This is a genomic window from Devosia sp. (genome assembly GCF_039927955.1).
In the GTDB taxonomy this organism is placed as follows: Bacteria; Pseudomonadota; Alphaproteobacteria; order Rhizobiales; family Devosiaceae; genus Devosia.
This window is the reverse complement of record NZ_JBDSUA010000004.1, coordinates 83,139-106,873: the sequence shown is the minus strand read 5'-3', so window position 1 is coordinate 106,873 and position 23,735 is coordinate 83,139. Positions and strand designations below refer to the sequence as shown.

The window sequence follows — 23,735 nt, the reverse complement described above, 5'->3', positions numbered from 1 at the left end:
AATCCAGTCGATTCTCGCAGGCTGAATTCAATTCGCTCTGCTCTAAAGTGTAGCGGAGCGCAGGTTGAACAGTCCATGGAGCGGGAAAACGACCAAGTCTCGACCCGGAAGCAAGTGAACGCAGTAGCCTCGATGCCGGATATGACATTGCCGCATCTGCCCGGGCGACCCCGTTCGCCGCTGCGTCGTGCCGCCAAGATTTCGGTCTGGGCGCTGGGCGTGCCTGCGCTGCTGCTGGTGTTGTTGTACCTGGTATTGCTGGCGACGCCGGTCAAGTTGCCGTTTGGCAGCAATGCCGCAAGGGCCGTGGCGATGTCGACTATGCCACCCACCAGCAATCTGCAACTGGGCGACATGGCACTGGCGCTGGAGGGCGGCATCTGGCCGGTGATCCAGTTCAGTCCGGTGGTTTTGACAGATACCAAGACTGGCGCGCGCATCGAGATGGGGGCGCTCGAAGTCGGATTTTCGCCGATGCGGGCGCTGTTCGGACAGCCCGGCGCAACGGTGACCATGGTGGCGCCGCATATCCAGATGGTGCAGGACCTGCTGGGGCCGCGCATCACCAGCTTTCAGCTGATCAACGATCCCGATGGCGGCCCGGCGACAGTGCGGGTGATGGAGGGCGCCGATGCGTTTCCGTCGGTGGACATTTCGGCGAGCGGGGTTTCGGTGCGTGGCACCTTGCCGGTGCCGGGCGGGGCCAAGCTGCGTTCGGATAATGACTGGCTGATCTTCAACCTGGAAGCGAGCGAGCAGGGCATCGCCCAGATTGTCGATCAAGCGACGCAGGGGCGGTTTTCCAAGCTGGTAATCCGCGATGGCGTGATTGACATGAACGACAGCGTCTATGGGCTGTTTCGCCACTTTGAAAATATCTCGCTGACGATTGCGCCGAGTGCTGACCTGAAGAGCACCCAGGGCGTGTTCTCGGCAACGCTGGGCGGCAAGACCATGGACGGCAGCGTGGCGCGCACGGTGGACGATGCCGGCGGCGTGCGGCTGGAAGCCGATGTCACCAATATCGATTTTGCCTCGTTCCTGCCGTTCATCGACGATCCGGCGAGCCTGATCGCCATTCGGGGGGCGGGGGCGCTATCGATTGATGTCAACTTTGCGCCGGGCACCGGCAAACTTTCGGGCGGGGCGTTCAAGGTCGACATGACCGGGCTCGATATGCGGATCAAGGACGACTATTTCCCGATCGCCACTTCGATCATGGATATTGCCTGGTCGCCGGACAAAGGCCAGTTCACGCTGGCGGATGCGGCGCTGCAGATCGGCCAGAGCTCGGCGCGGATTTCGGGGATTTTTGCGATGGGGCTGGATGCGGCCTATGGTCCGACCATCGGCATGTCATTGCATGCGACCAACCTGTCGATCACGCCGGGCGACATGACGCCACCGGCGGCGCCATTCAGCGACGTGGAGTTCTCCGGCTGGTCGGCGCCGCTTTACGGGGCGCTGGGCATTGACCGGCTGCTGGCGACCAAGGGGGACGGCAAGATCGAAACCACCGGACGGGTGGACATGCTACAGGCGGGCCTGGGCTTTGCGCTGACCATTGCCGGGGAGGGGATCAGCGCCGACGATCTCAAACGCCTCTGGCCGTCAGTGACAGGTGGTGAAAGCCGGGCGTGGTTTGTCGCCAATGTGCGCGAGGGCGAGGTCAAGAAAGCCACCATGAAGTTCAATTTCCCAGTGGGGACATTGGCGGTGGGCAACGAGAACAAGCCGATCCCCAAGGGCGCGATGCTGATCGACATGGTGGGCACCGGGGTGGCGATCACCCCGACCGCTCAAATGATGCCGATTGCGATCACCGGCGATACGCGATTGCAGGTGCGTGACGCCGATGTGACGATTTCCGCCGATGGCGGGACGTTGCCGACATCGCAGGGGCCGATCCAGGTCAGCAATGCGGCGATGGTGATGGACAATTCGGTGCCGACCGATCGGGTCATCGAGGTATCGGGCGATGTCTCGGGGACCATCCCGGCGATTCTGGCGCTGGCCAAGGAGCAGCAGCCGGAGGTGCTGAAATCACTAGTGGTGCCGCTCGATATCAATGCGCTGGCCGGCACGGTGGATGCGGGCCTCGTCACCACCGTCAAGCTGGCCGACGAGCCGTCCGGACGGCCGGCCAGTTTTGACTATGTGCTGAACGGATCGGTAAAGAACTTCTCTAGCAGCGAGCCGATCCAGGGCCATCGGATTGGCAGCGGACAGCTCAATTTCAGCGCGTCGCAGGCCGGTTACCAGATTGGTGGAACGGCTGCGATCGACGGCATGAAAGCTGATGTGTCCATTGACGGCGCGCCGGACCGGGAGCCGGTGTTCAAGCTGGCGTCGAGCATGGATATCAAGGACCTGGCAGCGTTCGGGTTCGATGCTTCGGAGTTCCTGTCGGGCAAGGTGCGGTTTGTCGGGCAACCGATGCCGGACGGCTCGCTGCAAATGGCGGTCGACCTGAAGGATGCGGCGCTGACCATCAAGGATCTGGCGATCAGCAAGCCTGCCGGGGTGGATGGGATCATCCGCGCGGCGATCAAGCAGGATGGCGACGTCACCGAACTGAGCCAGATCGACCTGGCGTTTGGCACGGTGCATCTGGCGGGCGGGCTGAAATACGACGCCAAGAAGGGTCTGCAATCGGCCGATTTCAGCAGTTTTGCGCTGAGCGCCGGCGACGACGCCAGGGTCTCGCTGGTGCCGATCACTGGCGGATATGGGTTGATGGTGCGCGGGGCGCAGCTTGATCTGAAGCCGCTGTTGCGGCGGTTCTTCGGGCTGGGCGAAGGTTCGGGCGGGGTGGAGGCGACGCAGTTCAACCAGACGCTGGCGCTCGACATAAAGCTCGACCGGGCGCTAGGGTCATACGCCACTACGGCGTTCAACCTGACGGCAAACATGCTGCTCAAGGGCTCCGATCTGCGCAAGGCGAGCCTGGCGGCACAGTTTGGCGACAATAACGGGATTTCCATCACCACCAATCCGACCCCGGACGGGCGGACGATGTCGGTGGCGTTCAACGATGCCGGCACGGTGCTGCGGCTGTTGGGGATTTACTCGCAACTGGCGGGCGGGGAGGGGAGCCTGGTGCTCAACACCTTTACCGAGCAGAAGCAGCAGGTGGGCGAATTGCAGATGCGCAATTTCGCCATTGTGGATGAAGCCAATGTGGCACAAATCCTGGGCAATCATTCGGATTCTCGGGCGGCGATCTCCAAGCAGAACCGGCTGGATTTTGACAAGGGCGAGGTCAAGTTCGTGCGCCGATCCGACCGCGTCGAGGTGAGTGAAGCCATCCTCAGCGGGCAATCGGTGGGTGGCACGGCGCGCGGCTTCATCTATACCGACCAGCGCCAGTATGACCTGACCGGCACCTACGTGCCGCTGTTCGGGCTCAACAGCGTGTTCCAGAAAATCCCGCTGCTGGGCCCGATCCTGGGTGGCCGCGATGGCGAGGGCCTGGTCGGGGTGACCTTCCAGGTCAAGGGGCCGCTGGACCATCCAGAGTTCCGGATCAATCCGCTGTCGATCCTGGTACCGGGTGCGTTCCGGGAGCTGTTCGAGTTCCGGGCGAAGGAGCAGCCACGGGTGGAATAGGCGGTATGCAATGGTCATACTGGGTGGTATTGTGCGGTACTCAGGAGGCCGGATATGAGCAAAGTCAGGAAGCGTACTTTTAGCGTCACGGCTGGTCAATCGGACTTTATCGATAGGCTGGTTTCGAGGGGCGGGCACGCATCGGGCAGCGAAGTAATTCGCGAAGGGTTGCGGATGTTGCAAGATCGGGAAACCGAGATTGAACGCTGGCTTCAACGCGAAGTTGCCCCGACATATGATCGCTGGAAAGCTGGCCTTGAAGAGACCTATTCCGCAGATGAAGTTTTCGACGAACTTCACCGGGTCATCGATGAAATCGAAACCAAAAAGGATTCTGCAGGTCGTAAAGCTGCGGAATGAAGAAGCGCTCGGTCATTCTCCTCGGTTCGGCGAAGCGCGACCTGCAGTCTCTCGTTGAATACCTAGCCCGCGAAATCTCAGTTTCGGTTGCTCGAAACTATATTGGTCGGGTGCAAAAGCGCCTGTCGACGCTCGAATACGGGGCACAACGCGGCACGATCAGGAATGCGAAAACAGGGCTTCGCGTCATCGGAATTTTGCCCAACACATCAGTCGCTTTTGTGGTGGATGACAACGAGGTCCATGTGTTGCGGATTCTTCACGGCGGTCGGACGTTAGAGCAAGAGGACGGGGATTAGGCCGATCCCTAGACCGGCTTGATCAGCGCGTGTTTCTTTTTGCCTACCGAGAGCTTGATGACGTCCTCGGCGAGGAGGTCATCGACTGAAATTTGCGCCTTTGGATCGGTAACGATTACGTCGTTGACCCGGACAGCGCCCGCTTCGATGTTTCGGCGCGCGTCGCCATATGACGATGCAAGGCCAGCGAGACTGAGGGCCATCTGCAAACCCATGCCGGCCGCAAGATCGCCGTACGACACTTCTTTTGTGAATAGTGACAGGTCGAGCTTGCCAGTTTCAAACGTCGCCGCTGCCGTTGCCGCTGCCTGATCGGCGGCGGCGCGGCCGTGGACGATGGCGGTGACTTCGGTGGCGAGGATTTTTTTGGCTTCGTTGATCTCGGTGCCGCCAAGGGCAACCAGACGGGCGATTTCGTCGAGCGGCAGGCGGGTGAAAATCTTCAGCCACTTTTCAACGTCGGCGTCTTCGGTGTTGCGGAAGTACTGCCAGAAGTCATAGGGCGAAAACAGGTCGCCATTGAGCCAGACGGCGCCGGAGGCCGATTTGCCCATCTTTTCGCCGGAGGACTTGGTCAGCAGCGGCGTGGTCAGGGCGTAAAGCTGTTCGCCGCCCATGCGGTGGTTGAGGTCGACACCATTGATGATGTTGCCCCACTGGTCCGATCCGCCCATCTGCAACACGGTGCCGTGGCGCCGGTTGAGTTCGGTGAAATCGTAGCCCTGCATGATCATATAGTTGAATTCAAGGAAGCTCAGCGACTGTTCGCGGTCGAGGCGCAGCTTGACCGAGTCGAAGCTGAGCATGCGGTTGACCGAGAAATGACGGCCGACATCGCGCAGGAATTCGACATAGTTGAGCTTGAGCAGCCAGTCGGCATTGTTGACCATGATGGCCGGGTTGGAGCCGCCATAGTTCAGGATATTGGCGTAGACCCGCTGGATCGAGTCGATATTGGTCTGGATCTGCTCGACGGTCAGCAGATTGCGCTGATCAGTGCGGCCCGAGGGATCGCCGACCATGGAAGTGCCGCCACCCATCAGGCTGATCGCCTTGTGGCCGGTTTCCTGGAGCCAGTAGAGCAGCGTGACCGTGATCAGGTTGCCGATATGGATCGAGGTCGCGGTGGCGTCGTAGCCAACATAGCCGGTGATCGTGCCCTTGAGAGCGCGGGCATCCAGTCCTTCCGGATCGGAAATCTGGTGGATGAAGCCGCGCTCGTCGAGGACGCGCAGGAAATCGGACTTGAATTTGGACATGGTCGTCTCGTGTGATGGTCGGCTGTTCACGGTGTCATTCCCGCTTGCGCGGGAATGACACCGTCGGGTCGGGTCGATTGACCTTAGCGGCCCTTGCCTTCGGAAATTTCGATCCGGCGGCGGTCGAGATAGTCGGCGCTACGTTCGGTCAATTCGTCGATCTTGCCTTCGAAGAAGTGGTTGGCGCCTTCCACGATCTGCTGCTCGATATTGATACCCTTCTGGGTCTTGAGCTTGTCGACCAGCTTCTGGACCGAGGCGGGCGGCGCCACGCGGTCCTTGTCGCCATGGATGATCAGGCCCGACGACGGGCAGGGGGCGAGGAACGAGAAATCGTAGAGGTTTTCCGGCGGCGCCACCGAGATGAAGCCTTCGACTTCGGGGCGGCGCATCAACAGCTGCATGCCGATCCAGGCGCCGAACGAGAAACCGGCGATCCAGCAGCCGCGGCTTTCGCGGTTGATGACCTGCAGCCAATCAAGCGCCGCGGCGGCATCGGAGAGTTCGCCAATGCCATGATCGAACATGCCCTGGCTGCGGCCAACGCCGCGCGAGTTGAAGCGGAGCACCGCGAAGCCGCGCTGGGCGAACATGTAGAACAGATTGTAGACAATCTGGTTGTTCATGGTGCCGCCGAATTCGGGGTGCGGATGCAGCACAATGGCGATCGGCGCGTTGGGCTCTTTACCGGGCTGGTAGCGGCCTTCGAGCCGGCCTTCTGGACCATTGAAAATGACTTCTGGCATGTGCTTCTTCCGGGGCCGATACGGCTCTGTTGGTGTGGTTTTCCGGGACCCTGAAGTGCGGCGATGCGGCTTGACTAAGCGCGCCCCGCTCCCTAAAACATGGGTCGAAAAACCAGTTTAGAATTGTTCGAAACAGGTTTTCGGCCGCAATGCGGCCCGATGAGTGGCCCCTTGTAATGAAGTTGGGCCTTGGAATTCAAGAAGTTTCGCCCTTGGCGCCGATGCGAGCGCCGCTTGGGCGTTTTGAGCGGCGTGCAAGCGCCAGGATGCCCGACAATGGCCCGACCGGCGATCTATCTCGATCATAATGCCGCGTCCCCGCTTCTGCCCGAAGCGCGTGCGGTGCTTTTTACCGCGCTCAATCTGACGGGTAACCCATCTTCGGTGCATGGCCATGGCCGTTTGCTGCGCAATGCCATGGAAACCGGGCGCGACCAGGTGGCCAAGCTGGCGGGCGCCGAGCGCAACCAGGTGGTGTTCACCAGCTCGGCGAGCGAAGCGATCACCCAGGCGATCGTTGCCGGCAGCCGGACCTTCAAGGTCAGCCGGATCATCACCACCGCGGGTGAGCATTCGGCAGTGACCAAGGCCTCCGAATCGACTGGTTTGCCGGTGACGGTGATCGGGCTGGACGCCAATGGCGTGATCGAGGTGGCGCAATTGGCAGCGGCGGTTGCGGCGGCTGATGCGGCAGGCGAGATCGCGCTGGTGGCGGTGCATTCGGTGAACAACGAAACCGGAGTGGTGCAGCCGATGGCCGCCGTATCGGCGCTGGTTGGGCCGACGAAACACTATCTGTTTGTCGATGCGGTGCAGTCGCTGGGCAAGCAGGAACTGGAATTTGCCGCTTCGGCTCCCGATATGATGGCGATCAGTGGGCACAAGATCGGCGCGACGGCGGGCATTGGCGCATTGCTGATGAAGAGCCATGCCGACACGGTTCGGCTGATCCCCGGTGGCGGGCAGGAGCAGGGGCGGCGTGGCGGCACCGAGGCTGCGGCACAGATCGCGGCGTTTGGCGCGGCGGCGGCGGATTTCTCGCAGCGCTATCAGCGGGCCAATATCGGCGCGTTGGTGGCGCAGCTAGAAGGCGGTTTGCGGGCGCTGGCGCCCAACGCAGTGATTTTTGGCGAAGCCGCCGAGCGGATCGGCAATGTGGTCAATTTCGCAGTGCCGGAACTGACCAATGCGGTGGCGATGATGGGCCTGGACCTGCTGGGCATTTCGGTGTCATCGGGTTCGGCTTGTTCGTCGGGTAAAGTTGGTCGCAGCCATGTGCTGGCGGCAATGGGCGTGAGCCCGGAACTGGCGGATTGCGCGCTGCGCGTGAGCCTGGGCTGGAATTCGACCGCTGGCGATGTGAATGCATTTTTGACGGGGTTTGAGACCGTTCTGACCCGACAACGCAGCCGCGCTGCTTAAACGACAAGATTAGAAGCCTAAGGCGTCCTTGAAGCGCCGGTGGTTATGGAGACGATGATGGCCGTTGATTACGATATACCGACGCTCAAAGAGAACATCGACCGCGAGACGGTTGAATCGGTGCTGGCGCTTGACGTCGACAAGTACAAGTACGGGTTCTCGTCAGACATCGAATCCGACATGGCCCCCAAGGGCCTGAGCGAAGATATCGTGCGGTTCATTTCAGCCAAGAAGAATGAGCCACAGTGGATGCTGGACTGGCGGCTGGAAGCCTATCAGCGCTGGCTGACCATGGACGAGCCGACCTGGGCCAAGGTGCATTATCCGCAGCTCGATTTCCAGGACATGTACTTTTACGCCGCGCCCAAATCGACGCCGGCGCCGACCAGCCTGGACGAAGTCGATCCCGAACTGCTGGCCATGTATGACAAGCTGGGCATTCCGCTGAAAGAGCGCGAAATCCTTGCCGGTGTCGAGCGACCCAATGTCGCCGTCGATGCAGTGATGGATTCGGTTTCGGTGGTCACCACGTTCCGTGCGGAGCTGGCCAAGGTCGGGATCATTTTCTGCTCGATCTCCGAGGCGATCCGCGAGCACTCGGACCTGGTGCGGAAATATCTGGCATCGGTGGTGCCGGTCTCTGACAACTATTATGCGACGCTGAACAGCGCCGTGTTTACCGATGGCTCGTTCGTTTACATCCCCAAGGGCGTGCGCTGCCCGATGGAGCTTTCGACTTATTTCCGCATCAACGAGAAAAAGACCGGCCAGTTCGAGCGCACGCTGATCATCGCCGAAGCCGACAGCTATGTGAGCTACCTGGAAGGCTGCACCGCGCCGATGCGCGATGAGAGCCAGCTGCATGCGGCCGTGGTTGAATTGGTTGCCATGGAAAACGCCGAGATCAAGTACTCGACCGTGCAGAACTGGTATCCGGGCGACAAGGACGGCAAGGGCGGCATCTATAATTTCGTCACCAAGCGTGGCGATTGCCGCGGCGATAATTCCAAGATTTCGTGGACACAGGTGGAAACCGGTTCGGCGATTACCTGGAAATATCCGAGCTGCATCCTGCGCGGCGACAATTCGCGCGGGGAGTTTTACTCCATCGCCATTTCGAACGGCTACCAGCAGGTCGACAGCGGCACCAAGATGATCCATCTGGGCAAGAACACCTCCAGCCGGATCATCGCCAAGGGTATTGCTGCGGGGTTTTCGGATAATACCTATCGCGGGCAGGTTTCCGCCCATGCCAAGGCCAAGGGCGCGCGTAATTTCACCCAGTGTGACTCTTTGCTGATCGGCGACAAGTGCGGGGCCCATACCGTGCCCTATATCGAAAGCCGCAACGCCACGGCGGTGTTCGAGCATGAAGCCACGACGTCCAAGATTTCGGACGATCAGATGTTTTATTGCGCCCAGCGCGGGCTGAACGAAGAAGAGGCGGTCGCTTTGATCGTCAACGGCTTCGTGCGCGACGTGCTCCAGCATCTGCCGATGGAATTCATGGTCGAGACGCAGAAGCTGATCTCGATCTCGCTTGAGGGGAGTGTGGGCTAGCCCGCGCTGTCCACCGAAAAGCAATAACTGCTGGTTGGCGCATCGATGCGACGCCAGAAAACTGGAGACGATAATGACCACGCCAATTCTTGAAATCCGTAACCTGCATGCGCGGATCGACGACCGTGAAATTCTCAAGGGGGTGAACCTCACCATTCCGGCAGGCGAAGTGCATGCCGTGATGGGCCGCAACGGTTCTGGCAAATCGACGCTGAGCTATGTGCTCGCCGGCAAGGAAGATTATGAGGTCACCGAGGGCGAAGTGCTGCTCGATGGCGTCGATCTGTTGTCGATGGAGCCTTATGAGCGCGCTGCGGCCGGACTGTTCCTGGCATTTCAATACCCGATCGAGATTCCGGGCGTTGCCACCATGACCTTTCTCAAGGCGGCAATGAACGGCCAGCGCAAGGCGCGCGGCGAGGCGGAGATGACGACGCCCGATTTCATGCGCGCAGTGAAGGAAGCTGGGTCGGCGCTGAACATTGATACCGATATGCTGAAGCGTCCGCTCAATGTTGGCTTCTCCGGCGGCGAAAAGAAGCGCGCCGAGGTTTTGCAGATGGCGCTGTTGCAGCCCAAGATGTGCATTCTGGACGAAACCGACAGCGGGCTCGATATCGATGCGCTGCAGGTGGTGAGCAAGGGCGTCAACGCGTTGCGTTCGGCTGGCCGCTCGATGCTGGTGATTACGCACTATCAGCGGCTGCTGAACCATATCGTGCCCGACGTGGTGCATGTGTTCTCGGACGGCAGGATCGTGGAAAGCGGCGACAAGTCGCTGGCCTTGCAGCTCGAAGCCAAGGGCTATGCCGACTTCGACAGCGAGCCCGCATAATGCTCAAGCCCAAAATGCCGGTGCGGCTCAATGCCGTTGAAGAAACGCTGATTGCACAACTGACCTCGGTCGGCGATGCGGCCAATGCCGAGCGGATCAGCGTGATCGGCCTGCCAACGCGGCGGGTCGAGGCGTACCACTATACCGATCTCAAGATGCTGCTGAAGGCGGTGCCGCCTTTGGCTAGTGCGGCCAATTCGGCCAGCGCGCCGGCATTGCGGGTGGCTGGCGCGCATCAGTTGATGATTGCCAATGGCGTGCTGCAGCATTCGGCGACGGCGCCGGCCGGCGTAATCGTTGGGGTGGCCGATGGTTCGGCGCTATCGGGCCGCGAGGATGTGCTGGTGCGGCTCAATACGGCCCTGGCCAAGCAGAGCCTGACGCTGAACCTGGAAGGCTCGGTTGATCCGGTGCTCCAGATCGATCGGCGTTCGGAAGGTGACGCGGCGCATTCGGCCAGTTCGGCGAAGATTTTCGTGGCGGACGACGCTTCGGTGACGATCCTTGAAACCTATTCTGGTTCGGACGCGGCGCATCTGAGCAATCATGGCAGCTATATCGCCGTGGGCAAGAATGCCACGCTGACCCATATCACCGTCGATCTTTCGGCCAGCGGCGCGACGCATTTTGCCACCAACGAGTACCAGATCGGTGAAGGCGCCAAGGTGCGGACGCTGGCGATCCATGCCGGTGCCTCATTGGCGCGGACACAGATTTTTGCCAAGTTCGTGGGCGAAGGCGCGCATGGCGATTTTACCGGGCTGAACCTGGTGGATAATGGCCAGCATCTGGATTTCACGCTCGACGTGAACCATGCGGTGGCCAACACCACCAGCCAGGAAATGTTCAAGCAGATCGCCCGTGGCCGCTCCAAGGCAGTGTTCCAGGGGCGGATCGTGGTGTCGCGCGATGCGCAGAAGACCGACGCCAAAATGATGATGCAGGGGCTGATGCTGTCGGACGAGGCGGAAATCCTCAGCAAGCCCGAGCTCGAAATCTATGCCGATGACGTGGTGTGCGGGCATGGCTCGACCTGCGGCGAACTGGATGCGGATTCGTTGTTCTATCTGATGAGCCGCGGTATTCCGAAGGCGGAGGCCGAGACCATGCTGGTACGCGGGTTTCTTGAGGCAGTGCTCGACCCGATCGAGGACGCGGCTTTGAACGAAGCGCTGACGGCGGTTGTCGATGGGTGGCTTCTGGGCGCACGCTGATCTTCACGCCATGCCGGCCTGCAAATGGCGGCGTTCTCCGCTTCCGGTGCTCACGTACTCAAGTACGCTCCGCTCCGGTTCTGGAACGTCACCATTTTCGACTCGGCCTGGCATGAATCTCAGCGCACTCCAGTGCCTGACGACGAGACTGGAAGAGTAAGAAAATGACCTTCGACCTCGACAAAGTCCGTGCCGATTTTCCGATCCTGGCGGAGCAGATTCATGGGCATCGGCTGGTGTATCTGGATTCTGGCGCGTCGGCGCAGAAGCCGGTGCAGGTGCTGGACCGGATGGATTATGCGTTCCGGCATGAATACGCCAACGTGCATCGCGGACTGCACACGTTGGCCAATCGGGCGACCGAGGCTTATGAAGGCGGTCGCGAGGCGGTACGCAAGTTTTTGAACGCCGGTCGGCCCGAAGAGATCATTTTTACCCGCTCGGCGACCGAGGCGATCAATCTGGTGGCGTCGTCGTTTGCCGGGCCGCGAATTTCCGAGGGCGACGAGATCGTCACCACGATCATGGAGCATCACTCCAATATCGTGCCGTGGCATTTTCACCGCGAGCGCAAGGGCGCGGTGCTGAAGTTTGTTGATGTGCGCGACGATGGCTCGTTCGATATCGACGCGTTCGAGAAGACGCTGACGCCGCGCACCAGGATGGTGGCGGTGACGCATATGTCGAACGTGCTCGGCACGGTGACGCCAATTGCGCAGATTATCGAGATCGCGCATGCGCGCGGCATTCCGGTGCTGATCGATGGATCGCAGGGCGCGGTGCATGAGACGGTGGATGTGCAGGCGCTGGATGTCGATTTCTATGTGGCGACCGGGCACAAGCTGTATGGGCCGACCGGCATCGGCATTCTTTACGGCAAGTATGATCTGCTGGCCGAGATGCAGCCCTATCAGGGCGGCGGCGAGATGATCGAGACGGTGACGCTCGAGACCGTGACCTATAACGAGCCGCCACACCGGTTCGAAGCCGGCACGCCGCCGATCGTGCAGGCGATCGGGCTGGGCGCGGCGTTGAAATATATGGACGACCTTGGGCGCGAAAATATCGCGGCGCATGAGGCTGACGTTGCGGCCTATGCGACCGAAAGGCTGAGCCGGATCAATTCGCTGCGGATGATCGGTACGGCGGCGGGCAAGGGCGGGATATTCTCGTTCGAGATCAAGGGCGCCCATGCGCACGATGTTTCGACGATTCTGGATCGGTACGGCATTGCCGTAAGGGCAGGGACGCATTGTGCGCAGCCCTTGCTGAAACGATTTGGTGTAAGCTCTACCTGCCGGGCGTCGCTCGCCCTATATAACGGCAAAGACGATATCGACGCGCTGGTGGATGGCATCGAGCGCGCCCAGAAATTTTTCGCGTAAGACGCGAGGGCCACATGACCGACGAACCTGAAATCATTGTCAACGAAGCCGATATTGCGCCCGCGCCACGCCTGCCGGAGCCGCCCCGGATTACGCCCGGCCATACCGGCAACCTGCCTGAAGATGAGGTGTCGCGGATTACCTCGGACCTGATCGGGGCGCTGAAGACGGTTTATGACCCAGAAATTCCGGTCGATATCTACGAGCTGGGGCTGATCTACAAGGTCGATCTGGACGATGACCATAACCTGTCGATCGACATGACGCTGACTGCGCCGGGTTGCCCGGTGGCTGGCGAAATGCCGGGCTGGGTGGAAAACGCCGCGCGTGCGGTCGAAGGCATTCAGGACGTGACCGTCAACATGGTGTTTGATCCGCCATGGGACGCAACCCGCATGAGCGAAGAAGCCCAGGTGGCGTTGAACTGGTGGTAATTTCCACCGCGCTACGCTATATATCGTAAATCACCGATAGACGAGGTTTGACGATGGCTTTCAAGATCATGTCCCTGAGCGAGGCTGCCGCGGAACGGATCCGTGAGATCATCGAGGATTCCGACAAACCGGTGGTTGGCGTACGCGTCGGCGTCAAGAATGCGGGCTGCGCCGGCATGGCCTATACGATGGACTATGTGAGCGAGCCGGTGAAGGGCGACGACCATGTGCAGGACAAGGGCCTCGATGTCTATGTCGAGCCCAAGGCCACCATGTTCCTGCTCGGCACGGTGATGGATTTCGAACAATCCAAGATGAGCTCGGGCTTTACCTTCAAGAACCCGAACCAGACCGGCGAATGCGGCTGCGGCGAGAGCGTGCAGCTCAAGCCGGCGGATTTAAAAGCGATCGCCGAGGCTCGGGTTCACGTCTGATACTTTCTATTTATTTCGCAAATATCTCTGTTGTTCCCTCGGGCTTGACCCGAGGGCCACCAGCAGCGCACGCCGTTTTGAGAGCGGCCCTCGGGTCAAGCCCAAGGGAACGCGGTGGGTGAGGGGTGCTGCGTTCGGGCTGCGCATTTCAAAGAGCAGATACCCCTCATCCGCCCTTCGGGCACCTTCTCCCTCAAGGGGAGAAGGAAGAGGGCGTGGTGTTGCATCGCTCCCGTTGATGTCCTAACACGGCGCCATGTCACAGCTTCCGCCCGCCCTTGCTATCACCCCAGTTGATCATCCGCTTGTCGGGCGCGTTTCGCCCCCGGGCTCCAAATCCATCACCAATCGGGCGCTGCTGCTGGCGGCATTGGCTAATGGCACCAGCCGGCTGACCGGGGCGCTCAAGAGCAAGGATACGGCGCTGATGGCTGCTGCCCTGCAGCAGATGGGTGTGACGGTTGAGGAGCCGGATGACACCAGTTTTGTGGTGACCAGTTCCGGGCGGTTGGCGGCGCCAAGCGGGCCACTGTTTCTGGGCAATGCCGGCACGGCGGTGCGGTTTTTGACGGCAGCGGTGGCGACGGTCGATGGCACGGTGGTTGTCGATGGCGACGATCATATGCGGGTGCGGCCGATTGGGCCGCTGGTAACCGCTATTGCGTCGCTGGGCGTCGATATTGTGGCCGAGACCGGGTGCCCGCCGATCACGGTGCGCGGCAATGGCAGCTTTGGGCGGGGGCGCGTGGAGATCGATGGTGGTCTGTCCAGCCAATATGTTTCAGCGCTGCTGATGGCGGCGCCACTGGGCGATGGGCCGATCGAGGTGGCGTTGACCGGCAGCGAGATCGGGGCGCGGGGCTATGTCGACCTGACGCTGGCGGCGATGCGCAGTTTTGGCGCGCGGGTTGAACAGACCGCCGATGGTACCTGGCTGGTGCAGCCGACAGGGTACAAGGCCGCCGACCTGCTGGTAGAGCCAGATGCGTCTGCGGCGACCTATCTGTGGGCCGCAGCGGCGCTCACTGGCGGCGATATCGACCTGGGCGTGGCTGCAGATGCGTTTACGCAGCCAGACGCCCTGGCGCAGGCCGTGATCGCGCAGTTTCCCAATATGCAGGCGGTGATCGACGGCTCGCAGATGCAGGACGCGGTGCCGACGATTGCGGTACTGGCAGCGTTCAACAACCAACCGGTGCGGTTTGTTGGCATCGCCAATCTGCGGGTCAAGGAATGCGACCGGATCAATGCGCTGTCGACAGAGTTGAACCGCATCCAGCCGGGACTGGCGCGCGAAGAGGGCGATGACCTGGTGGTCAATGCCGATCCGGCGCTGATGCACGCGGCCCAGCGCAATGCGCGAACCAGGATCGAGACCTATTCGGACCACCGCATTGCCATGAGCTTTGCGCTGGCGGGGTTGAAGATCGGCGGGATCATCGTTCTGGACCCTGCATGCACCGGCAAGACCTATCCGGCCTACTGGGACATGCTGGCTGGGCTGGGCGTGAAACTGGAAGCGGCGACGTAGCTCTATCTCCCTTCTCCCCTTGAGGGAGAAGGTGCCCGAAGGGCGGATGAGGAGTCGCTTCCTCGGTCAGCGTATGCGGAGACAACAACCCCTCACCCTGAAATTCTGCTGAACGCAGAATTTCTGTCCCTCTCCCACAAGGGGCGAGGCTGACGACTGCTGATTTGGAATCGACTTATTTGCCTCGCTTTACGCGGCGCGGATGTTGGCCAGTTCGATTTCGCTGATGACGCGGTTGCGGCCGGCGTGTTTGGCGGCATAGAGGCAACGATCGGCGCGTTCGATGAGCGAGTTGGTGGTGTCGCCGGGGTGGAACAGCGCGACGCCGAACGAGGCGGTGATGCGGCCCAGCTTTTCATTGGTCGAGCGCTTGAGCAGTTCCTTGGCCTGGATCGCCTTGCGGATGTTTTCCGCGACGATCACCGCGCCTTCGATATCGGTTTGCGGCAGCACGGCGACAAATTCCTCGCCGCCGTAGCGGGCCGCGATGTCCTTGCCCTTGATATTGGATTTCAGCGTCATCGCCACGAGGCGCAACACCTGGTCGCCGGTCTGGTGGCCATAGGTGTCATTGAAGCGCTTGAAGTGGTCGATATCCACCATCAGCACGCAAAGAGCCGTGCCGGCGGTGTTGGCTTCCATGACGGCCTTGCCGATGCCTTCTTCAAAGCTCTTGCGGTTGGAAATCTTGGTCAGCGGGTCAAGCATCGACTCGCGACGCACGTCGTTGAGATCGCGCTGCAAGGCGGCGATGTCGTCGCGCGAGGCTTCGAGCTGTTGTTCCAGATTGGCATTGGTTTCCTGCATGCGCCGGGTTTCGGCAAGCAGACGCTGGGCCATGGCCCGCATGTCGGCCACGGTGATTTCGCGTTCGAGATCGCCGGTGGCGGCCTGCAGGGAGCCAGAATAGGAATTGGCGGTGGTCATCGCCGAATCAATGGCGTCGTGAACCGCTTCGATGCGCGCGTTCATGCGCTCTGAAACGTTGCTGATGCGCTCGTTGGCGTCGCCGGCCTTGAGGAATTCGTTATAGAGCGTTTCGGCCAGATCGACAGTCGGCGACTGGCCGGTGCGGAAGATGGCATTCATGCGCGTGTTGAGCGTGGGATTTACGCCGGTCGCATAGGTGTAAAGCAGTTCATAGAACTGTGGGTATGCAGGGATGCCGCTGCGCTTGAGCAGGTCGAACGCGGAGTTCGCATAGCCAAGCGCGCGTTTGAATTCCTGTTCCGACAACGTGTCCTCGCGCCCACTCTAACAGCCTAAGGCCATTGCGCAGTTTCCCCCGCTTTGGCTTAAGGCCAAGTAAATACGTCGCTGCGTCAAACCCCGCCTTGATAAATACCAGGCATGCCGGAATTTAATAGGTCTGGACCTACAGCCGTATGCTTTGTCCAAACCAGCGGTACAGAATCACAAGCGCGTGTGCATGATTGTTGCATACGCGCTGCAATTCAAGAGCACCGGCGGCCCGTACAAGCCTGAATTAGTTGCTCCAGGCGCTGGTGCGCAACAGGAAGGCCGGAACCGGGCCTTCCGAACCAAAGGGCGAGCCATCATCGGTACCTTGTGACTCCGAATCCCGTGTTTCGCCTTTGGGCGGACGGGTGCGGGCAGGGCGTTCCTGCGGCGGACGGCGCTCGCCGGCGGGCCGCTGCTGACGCGGCGTTGCGGCGGCCACCGGGGGTGGCGCCTCCGCTGCTTCTGCTTCGATGGTCTTGGCGGGCCGTTCTGCAACAGGCCGGGTTTCCGCAACAGGCCGGGCTTCCCCAGCGGGACGTTCCGGGCGGCCACGCTGGGCGCCACGACGGCGCCGCACGGGTTTTTCTTCGCCGGTTGCCGGAGCTTCGCCTTCCGCATCAGCAGCGGGCGCAGCGGCGGCGGTCGACTTGCCAGTTTCGAGCCAGGCAATATCGCGCTGGATCAGTTTGAGAATGGCATCAAGGTGCTTGTGATCGGCTGGCGCCACCAGGGTAAGGGCGGCACCGGCGCGGCCGGCACGACCCGTACGACCGATGCGGTGAACATAGTCTTCCGCATGGACAGGTACGTCAAAGTTGAAGACGTGGCTGACGGCCGGAATATCGAGGCCGCGGGCAGCGACATCGCTGGCGACCAGAATTTTCAAACGGCCGCCGCGGAACGCGTCGAGCGTTTCGGTGCGGCTTTTCTGGTCCATGTCGCCATGCAGTTCGCCAGCGTCAAAGCCGTGGCGAGACAGCGACTTGGCAACGACGCCCACATCGCGTTTGCGATTGCAGAAGACGATGCCATTGGTCAGGGTTTCGCCGGCGGCGCGGATCAACTGGCGCAGGGAGTCGCGCTTTTCCTCGGGCTTGGAGCCGACCTTGACCAGCTTCTGGTCGATTGTCTCGGCGGTCGATGCAGCGCGGGAGACCTGCACATGCACCGGGTCCTTGAGGAATTTCTTGGTCAGTTTCTCGATCTGGGAATCCATGGTCGCCGAGAACAGCATGGTCTGGCGCCGCACGGGCAGGCGATTGACGATCTTTTCGATGTCGTCGATGAAGCCCATGTCGAGCATGCGGTCGGCTTCGTCGATGACGAGGATTTCAACGCCATTGAGCATGATCTTGCCGCGCTCGATCTGATCGAGCAGGCGGCCGGGCGTGGCGATCAGGACGTCGACGCCGCGATCAAGTTTCTTGTTCTGGTCTTCAAATGAGACGCCGCCGATGATCAAAGCCATCGTCAGGCGGTGGTTCTTGCCATACTTCTCGAAATTCTCGCTGACCTGCGCGGCGAGCTCGCGCGTCGGTTCGAGGATGAGCGTGCGTGGCATGCGGGCACGGGCCCGGCCGTTTTCCAGCAGATGCAGCATTGGCAGAACGAAGGACGCGGTCTTGCCGGTCCCGGTCTGCGCGATGCCGATCACGTCCTTCTTTTGAAGCACGTGGGGGATGGCCTGGGCCTGAATATCGGTAGGCTTGGTATAGCCGGCGGCGGTAACCGCTTCGGTTACCTTGGCAGAAAGTCCAAGCCCAGAAAAATCTTCGGTCAAATCTAGTAGTCCACTCATGGTGATGGGTTGGCGAGCAAGCAGCTGAACTCAAACGCATCCGTGACACGGAATTGGCCATTCGGACGCTTGTGCAGGAACTGCAGATCGTGGGAGTGGCCCTGGGGCGTAGTCAGCATGGGCTGGCGCGAAAATACAGGCAGCGTCGCCAAGCCGGAAAATGCTCCAGCGGCGCGGACCATAACGTAAGGGCCTTGCAAGTCAACGGTCTTCAAAGCCTTGTGCTTAATATGGCCCGCAACCACTAGATATCAAGGTCGGTGGCGAAGGCGGCATTTTCCTGGATGAAATCGAAGCGCGCCTCCGGGCGGGTGCCCATCAGGCGATCGACGCTGTCGCGGGTGCCTTCCAGGTCCTGCTCGATCTTGACCTTGAGCAGGGTGCGCGACTTCTTGGACATGGTGGTTTCGCGCAGATGCGCGAACGGCATTTCGCCCAGGCCCTTGAAGCGGGTCATGTCGACCTTGGACTTGCCGCTGAACTCCTTGGCCAGCAATTCTTCCTTATGGGCATCATCGCGGGCGTAGAGCGTCTTGCTGCCCTGGGTCATGCGGTAAAGTGGCGGGAGGGCCAGATAGAGATGCCCGCCATCGATGAGTTTTGGCATCTCCTGGAAGAAAAAGGTCATCAACAGCGAGGCAATGTGGGCGCCATCGACATCGGCGTCGGTCATCAGGATGATCTTGTCGTAACGCAGATCGTCGTCGCGGTAGCGATCGCCGGTTCCGCAGCCCAGGGCCTGGATCAAATCCTGGATGATCTGGCTCGACTGCATCTTGTCGCGGGTGGCGCCGGCGACGTTGAGGATTTTGCCACGCAGGGGCAGCACGGCCTGGCTCTTGCGGTCGCGCGCCTGTTTGGCGCTGCCACCGGCGCTGTCGCCTTCGACGATGAACAGCTCCGCGCCTTCCTTGGCCCCCTGGCTGCAATCGGCCAGTTTGCCAGGAAGGCGCAGCTTGCGGGTGGCGCTGGCGCGGTCGATTTCCTTTTCCTTGCGGCGGCGCAGCCGATCCTCGGCGCGCTCGATCGACCAGTCCAGCAGCTTGCCGGCCTGATTGGGCGAGGCGGCGAGCCAATGATCGAAGGCATCGCGCAGCGCGGTATCGACGATACGGGTGGCCTCACCGGAGGCCAGCTTGTCCTTGGTCTGGCCGACAAATTCGGGCTCGCGCACGAAAACCGAGAGCATGGCGTTGCAACTGGCGAACACGTCCTCGGCCGTCAGAACGGCGGCAGCCTTGTTCTTGGTCAGTTCGGCATAGTTCTTGAGGCCGCGCAGCAGCGCGAGGCGCAGGCCGGCCTCATGGGTACCGCCATCGGGTGTTGGTACGGTATTGCAGTATGAGGACAGCGAGCCATCGCCGAGCGTCCAGGCGATGGCCCATTCGACCGCGCCATGGGTGCCCGGCTTGCCGGCCTGGCCGGAAAAAATTTCGTCGACAATGCGGGTTTCGCCATCGATGCGGGCCGCCATGAAATCGCGCAGGCCGCCGGGATAGTGGAAGGTGGCGCGGGCAGGGACTTCGTCGCTGGCCAACGCTTCATCGCAGGACCAACGCAGTTCGACGCCGCCGAACAGGTAAGCCTTGGCGCGGGTCATCTTGAACAGGCGCGCCGGCGTGAACCTGGCGTTGTCGCCAAAGATCTGCGGATCGGGGTGGAATTTGGTGCTGGTGCCGCGACGGTTCTGCACCCGACCAAGCGGCTCGACCGCGCCAACGACGTGGCCGCGGGAGAAGCGGAGACGGTAAAGCTGCTGTTCGCGAGCGACTTCGACGATCAGGTCATCGGAGAGTGCATTGACCACCGAAATGCCGACGCCATGCAGGCCGCCAGAGGTTTCATAGGCCTTGGAGTCAAACTTGCCGCCGGCGTGCAGCACAGTGTGGACGATTTCGAGCGTGGAGCGGCCGGGATATTTCGGATGGTTTTCGACCGGTATGCCACGGCCGTTATCGATCACGGTGATGTAGCCTTCGGCATCGAGATGGACCTCGATACGGGTGGCGTGGCCGGCGATGGCCTCGTCCATCGAATTGTCGATGACTTCGGCAAACAGATGGTGCAGCGCGTTGATATCGGTGCCGCCGATATACATGCCGGGGCGACGGCGAACCGGTTCGAGGCCTTCGAGAACTTCGATATCGGCGGCGGTGTAGGACGACTGCGGCGCTGCCGATTGGCGTGCGGCAGCCTTGGCCGGCTCGGGCTGCGCGGGCACCGGGCGCTGGGGTTCTTCACCGAAAAGGTCTTCGACGACTTGCGACATGAATGGTCCATGCTGGTGGCGAGGCGAATCAGCCTGCCAAATTTCTATTATACAAGATGGTGATGCCGTTCGGGTGCGGCAGGGCATCCGTCCCCAGCAAATGGGCGTTTGCCGTCAGGCGGGCGCGGCCCAAGATGAACGGCAGATGAACGGGCCAGTGCGGTTGCGTTCAAGCTGGCTGGGTTAGATTTGATTTAAAGCGTCGGAGAGACTTTAATTTCAGGAGTTTAGAAATGGCCACCATATTTTCCGCTTTCAAGTCCGCCGGCCGCGTTGCGGTCATTACCCTGGCGCTCGGCGCTTCGACACTGGTGGCAGTGCCCGCGTTCGCGCAGGGGCCCGTAGTGTCGTTCGGGCTGCAGTTCGGCGGCGGCAACAATGACAATGGTCCCCGTCACGGCAATGGCTGGGGCGACGACGATTGGGACAATGGCGGCAACTATCAGAGGCGTTGCCTGACGAACCGCGAAGTGCGCCAGCAGGTGAGCCAGTATGGCTACAGTCAGGTCAATGTGGTGCGCGAACTGAGCCGCCAGCGCGTCGACGTCACGGCCGTGCGGGGCAACTGGGTGTATGCCATGCGCGTTGACAAGTGCTCGGGCCAGGTTTCGCAGCCACAGCGCGTCAGCCGGATCGGTGGCGGGGGCTTCCCCGGCAATGGTTATCCCGGCAACCGTCCGGGCAACGGCGGTGGCTTTGGTTTTGAATTCAATTTCAGTAACTAAGGTCGAAGACAATGCGAGTTCCCGTTCCTCAAAGGCGGGAACTCGTCCATCCCTGAGCAGGAGATTGACGATGTCCAAAACTCTCAAGACGACTATCGGGGCGGCGCGGGTGCTGCTGATGGCCGGCCTGGTTGGTGTCAGCGCGTTCGCAACGACTGCTCCATCCATGGCGCAGGCCTTTGGTCTGCAATTTGGCAGCGGCTTCACCAATGATGGCGATGAGCGCGACGGCTTTCTGCTGGGGCCGGAATTGGCAATGTGCCTCACCGACGCCCAAATCCGCCATGCCATCGCCGACCGTGGCTATACGCAGATTTATCTGAATATCCCCGATCGCAAGCATGTTCAGGTCAAAGCGACCATGGACGGCATTATTTATCTGATCGATTTCAATTATTGCACCAACAAGATTGAAGGTCGAAACGCCCTGCGCGCGGCACGTTGAGGGGCGAGGCGTCCCATCTTGGGTGCCAAGTTTACGAAACGTTTGCTTCTTGGCAGCAGTTTTTTAAAGCCCCGCTGCTACAACGGTCCCATACGGTTTTTGTATGGAGTTGCCGTATGCGTGCCAGGACGAACGATACTATTTCGATTGATTTAGTTCGAATGGGCACAGTGCCGACCTATGGGTGGCAGCAGGCCGGATTGGTGAGTATTGCGTACCGGCTTGCCCATTTCCACGTATCGCGCCCAGCGATCGTGGCCGCAGTTGCGGCGTTTTTCTATCTCTCCTGATTGACGATCCCGCCGCCGGTTGCTTTCCAGCCCTGGCGGGATTATCGTTTCGCTTCGTAACTGAAGCGCCGAGGAGGGCTGCATGACATTTCTGTTCGAGCATCGTCAGCGCGGCCCCGTTCCCGCCCTGTGGCAAAAGCTGCAGGGCTGACCGGAGCAGTTCGGACTTGATCGTCTTATCCACTGGTAGCCCCTAACGGCATTCGACTGGCGCATTGGCGCGGCGGATGCATTTCGGATTGGCGCAAGGCGCCCCACCAGTGAGATCATCATGGGCTCGATCAGCCTCCGTAATGTCAGCGCAGTCGCCACGGCGCCGCTGTTTTCAAACCTCAATATCGTTATTTCCGATGGTGACCGGGTGGGCCTGGTGGCCGGCAACGGCAATGGCAAGACCACGCTGCTGCGTGCCATCGCCGGGCAGGCGGACCCGAGCGGCGGCGAAATCGTCCGGTCGCGCGGCTTGCAGGTGGGTTATGTCGAGCAGGACGTGCCGGAGAACCTGCTGGAGTTGACGCTGTACGAGGCCATTCGCCGGGCGCTGCCGGCCGCCGAGCGCGAGACAGAGAGCTGGCGTGTCGATGTGGTGCTCGATGAATTCGAAACGCCGGACGCGATGCGGCAGCGTCCGGTGCGGGCATTAAGTGGCGGCTGGCAACGGATCGGGCTGATTGCCCGCTGCTGGGTGACGCAGCCGGATGCGCTGCTGCTGGACGAGCCAACCAACCATCTCGACCTGGGCAAGCTGTTTCAGATCGAAGAGTGGATCAACACCGTGGCGCGACAGACGCCAATGATCATTGCCAGCCATGACCGGGATTTTCTCAACGCGACCACCAACCGCACGCTGTTCCTGCGGCCCGAGCGATCGCATTACTATCCGCTGGCCTATGGGCCGGCGCGGGCGCAATTGACGCTGGAAGACAGCAGCGCCGAGGCCAGGCTGGAACGGGACCTGAAAGAAGCCGGCAAGTTGCGGCAACAGGCACGCAAGCTGACCAATATCGGCATCAATTCAGGCAGCGACCTGCTGGTGGTCAAGGCCAAGCAGCTCAAGGAGCGCGCCGGCAAGATCGAGGCTGCAGCCAAGCCGACGCATCGCGAGCGGTCAGGCGACATCAGGCTGACCAATAGCGGTACGCATGCCAAGGTGCTGGTGGCGCTCGAAGATGTAACCGTGGCGACGCCAGCGGGTGACCCGCTGTTCAAGATTGCCAAGCTGCATGTGTTTCAGGGCGATCGGATCGTGCTGCTGGGGCCAAACGGGGCCGGCAAGTCACAGATGGTGAAGCTGCTCAATCGGGCCCTGGGCGGCGACAGCGTTGTTGGCATTCGGATCAGTCCATCTGTGGTGACCGGCTATGTCGACCAGGCGATGAGCCAGTTGCCGGACAAGGGTTCGCCGCTGGAGTTCATTTCCACGCGCTTCGATATTGGCGACCAGCGCAGCAAAAGCCTTTTGGCCGGGGCTGGGTTCCTGCCGGAAAAGCTGACGCGGCCGATTGCGCAACTGTCGTTTGGACAGCGGGCGCGGCTGGGGTTATTGGCACTGCGGCTACTGGAGCCGAACTTCTATTTGCTCGACGAGCCCACCAACCATGTGGACATCACCGGGCAGGAACGGCTGGAGGCGGAAATCCTGGCACATGAGGCGACCTGCATCGTGGTGTCGCATGATCGCAGTTTTGTGCGCAGCATTGGCACGCGGTTCTTGCAAATCCTGGGCCGGAAACTGGTTGAGGTGGAAAGTCCGGAAGCGTTCTTTGCGGCGATGGCGGCGACGCGGGGGTGACGTCGTGCGGTTCCGGACGCTGGCGGATGTGATCAATACAATCGATTGCGATGGAAAAGTTCTTAAGGATTTCTCCGTATACAGTC

General features: G+C 60.9%; 19 protein-coding genes. 14 read left to right on the top strand and 5 right to left on the bottom strand.

The window, feature by feature from the left end; all coding sequences use genetic code 11:
- Positions 1-114: 114 nt before the first annotated feature.
- From ABIT12_RS01700 to ABIT12_RS01690, 3 genes are read left to right on the top strand one after another with little or no spacing between them, the layout of a single operon-like run.
- Positions 115-3,609, top strand: a complete 3,495-nt coding sequence (locus ABIT12_RS01700; protein WP_348041766.1) for an AsmA-like C-terminal domain-containing protein — start codon at positions 115-117, stop codon at positions 3,607-3,609.
- A gap of 54 nt (positions 3,610-3,663) precedes the next feature.
- Positions 3,664-3,969, top strand: coding sequence for a type II toxin-antitoxin system ParD family antitoxin (locus tag ABIT12_RS01695; protein WP_348041764.1), 306 nt, complete (start codon positions 3,664-3,666; stop codon positions 3,967-3,969).
- The gene (locus ABIT12_RS01690) at positions 3,966-4,268 is read left to right on the top strand and encodes a type II toxin-antitoxin system RelE/ParE family toxin (protein WP_348041762.1); all 303 of its coding nucleotides are present in this window, start codon (positions 3,966-3,968) and stop codon (positions 4,266-4,268) included. The genes ABIT12_RS01695 and ABIT12_RS01690 overlap by 4 nt, the downstream gene beginning before the upstream one ends.
- An 8-nt stretch (positions 4,269-4,276) precedes the next feature.
- Here the strand turns inward: ABIT12_RS01690 and tyrS are convergent, their stop codons facing one another.
- Entirely contained in the window at positions 4,277-5,527 is a 1,251-nt protein-coding gene (gene tyrS, locus ABIT12_RS01685; protein WP_348041760.1) for a tyrosine--tRNA ligase, read from the bottom strand.
- A gap of 83 nt (positions 5,528-5,610) precedes the next feature.
- Positions 5,611-6,273 carry an alpha/beta hydrolase gene (locus ABIT12_RS01680; protein WP_348041758.1) on the bottom strand — a complete coding sequence of 221 codons (663 nt, stop codon included), beginning with the start codon at positions 6,271-6,273 and terminating at the stop codon, positions 5,611-5,613.
- 276 nt (positions 6,274-6,549) lie between these two features.
- Here ABIT12_RS01680 and ABIT12_RS01675 point away from each other — a divergent pair, with 276 nt between their 5' ends.
- From ABIT12_RS01675 to aroA, 8 genes are all read left to right on the top strand, one after another.
- Positions 6,550-7,695: an aminotransferase class V-fold PLP-dependent enzyme gene (locus ABIT12_RS01675; RefSeq protein ID WP_348041756.1), complete on the top strand. Its 1,146-nt coding sequence runs from the start codon at positions 6,550-6,552 to the stop codon at positions 7,693-7,695.
- A gap of 57 nt (positions 7,696-7,752) precedes the next feature.
- Positions 7,753-9,255 (top strand): Fe-S cluster assembly protein SufB, encoded by a 1,503-nt coding sequence (gene sufB, locus ABIT12_RS01670; RefSeq protein WP_407065569.1) that lies wholly within the window; start codon positions 7,753-7,755, stop codon positions 9,253-9,255.
- Between the two features lie 85 nt (positions 9,256-9,340).
- Positions 9,341-10,090 carry a Fe-S cluster assembly ATPase SufC gene (gene sufC / locus ABIT12_RS01665; protein ID WP_348041802.1) on the top strand — a complete coding sequence of 250 codons (750 nt, stop codon included), beginning with the start codon at positions 9,341-9,343 and terminating at the stop codon, positions 10,088-10,090.
- Positions 10,090-11,304 (top strand): Fe-S cluster assembly protein SufD, encoded by a 1,215-nt coding sequence (gene sufD, locus ABIT12_RS01660; RefSeq protein WP_348041754.1) that lies wholly within the window; start codon positions 10,090-10,092, stop codon positions 11,302-11,304. The genes sufC and sufD overlap by 1 nt, the downstream gene beginning before the upstream one ends.
- 164 nt (positions 11,305-11,468) lie before the next feature.
- A complete protein-coding gene (locus ABIT12_RS01655) occupies positions 11,469-12,689 on the top strand; it encodes a cysteine desulfurase (RefSeq protein WP_348041752.1) in 1,221 nt (406 codons plus the stop codon).
- 14 nt (positions 12,690-12,703) lie between these two features.
- Positions 12,704-13,123, top strand: a complete 420-nt coding sequence (locus tag ABIT12_RS01650; RefSeq protein ID WP_348041750.1) for an SUF system Fe-S cluster assembly protein — start codon at positions 12,704-12,706, stop codon at positions 13,121-13,123.
- A gap of 53 nt (positions 13,124-13,176) precedes the next feature.
- Positions 13,177-13,557, top strand: coding sequence for an iron-sulfur cluster assembly accessory protein (locus ABIT12_RS01645; RefSeq protein WP_348041748.1), 381 nt, complete (start codon positions 13,177-13,179; stop codon positions 13,555-13,557).
- A gap of 256 nt (positions 13,558-13,813) precedes the next feature.
- Positions 13,814-15,088: a 3-phosphoshikimate 1-carboxyvinyltransferase gene (gene aroA, locus ABIT12_RS01640; protein ID WP_348041746.1), complete on the top strand. Its 1,275-nt coding sequence runs from the start codon at positions 13,814-13,816 to the stop codon at positions 15,086-15,088.
- 189 nt (positions 15,089-15,277) lie between these two features.
- Here aroA and ABIT12_RS01635 read toward each other — a convergent pair whose 3' ends face one another.
- From ABIT12_RS01635 to parE, 3 genes are all read right to left on the bottom strand, one after another.
- Positions 15,278-16,324: a diguanylate cyclase gene (locus ABIT12_RS01635; protein ID WP_348041744.1), complete on the bottom strand. Its 1,047-nt coding sequence runs from the start codon at positions 16,322-16,324 to the stop codon at positions 15,278-15,280.
- 250 nt (positions 16,325-16,574) lie between these two features.
- Complete coding sequence (locus ABIT12_RS01630) at positions 16,575-18,110, bottom strand: DEAD/DEAH box helicase (protein WP_348041742.1); 1,536 nt, start codon at positions 18,108-18,110, stop codon at positions 16,575-16,577.
- Between the two features lie 262 nt (positions 18,111-18,372).
- On the bottom strand, positions 18,373-20,397 hold the full coding sequence (parE, locus tag ABIT12_RS01625; RefSeq protein WP_348041740.1) for a DNA topoisomerase IV subunit B: 2,025 nt from the start codon (positions 20,395-20,397) through the stop codon (positions 18,373-18,375).
- Positions 20,398-20,630: 233 nt separating this feature from the next.
- Between parE and ABIT12_RS01620 the strand changes: the two genes are divergently transcribed.
- The 3 genes from ABIT12_RS01620 to ABIT12_RS01610 all read left to right on the top strand — a co-directional run bounded on the left by ABIT12_RS01620 (position 20,631) and on the right by ABIT12_RS01610 (position 23,649).
- On the top strand, positions 20,631-21,122 hold the full coding sequence (locus tag ABIT12_RS01620; RefSeq protein WP_348041738.1) for a hypothetical protein: 492 nt from the start codon (positions 20,631-20,633) through the stop codon (positions 21,120-21,122).
- A 70-nt stretch (positions 21,123-21,192) separates the two neighbouring features.
- Complete coding sequence (locus tag ABIT12_RS01615; protein WP_348041736.1) at positions 21,193-21,567, top strand: hypothetical protein; 375 nt, start codon at positions 21,193-21,195, stop codon at positions 21,565-21,567.
- A 561-nt stretch (positions 21,568-22,128) separates the two neighbouring features.
- Positions 22,129-23,649 (top strand): ABC-F family ATP-binding cassette domain-containing protein, encoded by a 1,521-nt coding sequence (locus tag ABIT12_RS01610; RefSeq protein WP_348041734.1) that lies wholly within the window; start codon positions 22,129-22,131, stop codon positions 23,647-23,649.
- Positions 23,650-23,735 lie beyond the last annotated feature (86 nt).

Bases quoted from the DNA above. Each gene is read 5' to 3' on its own strand.
- ABIT12_RS01645 (WP_348041748.1), top strand. From the start codon at position 13,177: ATGGCTTTCAAGATCATGTCCCTGAGCGAGGCTGCCGCGGAACGGATC.
- ABIT12_RS01680 (WP_348041758.1), bottom strand. From the start codon at position 6,273: ATGCCAGAAGTCATTTTCAATGGTCCAGAAGGCCGGCTCGAAGGCCGC.
- ABIT12_RS01610 (WP_348041734.1), top strand. From the start codon at position 22,129: ATGGGCTCGATCAGCCTCCGTAATGTCAGCGCAGTCGCCACGGCGCCG.
- tyrS (WP_348041760.1), bottom strand. From the start codon at position 5,527: ATGTCCAAATTCAAGTCCGATTTCCTGCGCGTCCTCGACGAGCGCGGC.
- ABIT12_RS01650 (WP_348041750.1), top strand. From the start codon at position 12,704: ATGACCGACGAACCTGAAATCATTGTCAACGAAGCCGATATTGCGCCC.
- ABIT12_RS01620 (WP_348041738.1), top strand. From the start codon at position 20,631: ATGGCCACCATATTTTCCGCTTTCAAGTCCGCCGGCCGCGTTGCGGTC.
- ABIT12_RS01615 (WP_348041736.1), top strand. From the start codon at position 21,193: ATGTCCAAAACTCTCAAGACGACTATCGGGGCGGCGCGGGTGCTGCTG.
- ABIT12_RS01675 (WP_348041756.1), top strand. From the start codon at position 6,550: ATGGCCCGACCGGCGATCTATCTCGATCATAATGCCGCGTCCCCGCTT.
- sufB (WP_407065569.1), top strand. From the start codon at position 7,753: ATGGCCGTTGATTACGATATACCGACGCTCAAAGAGAACATCGACCGC.
- ABIT12_RS01690 (WP_348041762.1), top strand. From the start codon at position 3,966: ATGAAGAAGCGCTCGGTCATTCTCCTCGGTTCGGCGAAGCGCGACCTG.
- ABIT12_RS01695 (WP_348041764.1), top strand. From the start codon at position 3,664: ATGAGCAAAGTCAGGAAGCGTACTTTTAGCGTCACGGCTGGTCAATCG.
- ABIT12_RS01655 (WP_348041752.1), top strand. From the start codon at position 11,469: ATGACCTTCGACCTCGACAAAGTCCGTGCCGATTTTCCGATCCTGGCG.
- aroA (WP_348041746.1), top strand. From the start codon at position 13,814: ATGTCACAGCTTCCGCCCGCCCTTGCTATCACCCCAGTTGATCATCCG.
- parE (WP_348041740.1), bottom strand. From the start codon at position 20,397: ATGTCGCAAGTCGTCGAAGACCTTTTCGGTGAAGAACCCCAGCGCCCG.
- sufD (WP_348041754.1), top strand. From the start codon at position 10,090: ATGCTCAAGCCCAAAATGCCGGTGCGGCTCAATGCCGTTGAAGAAACG.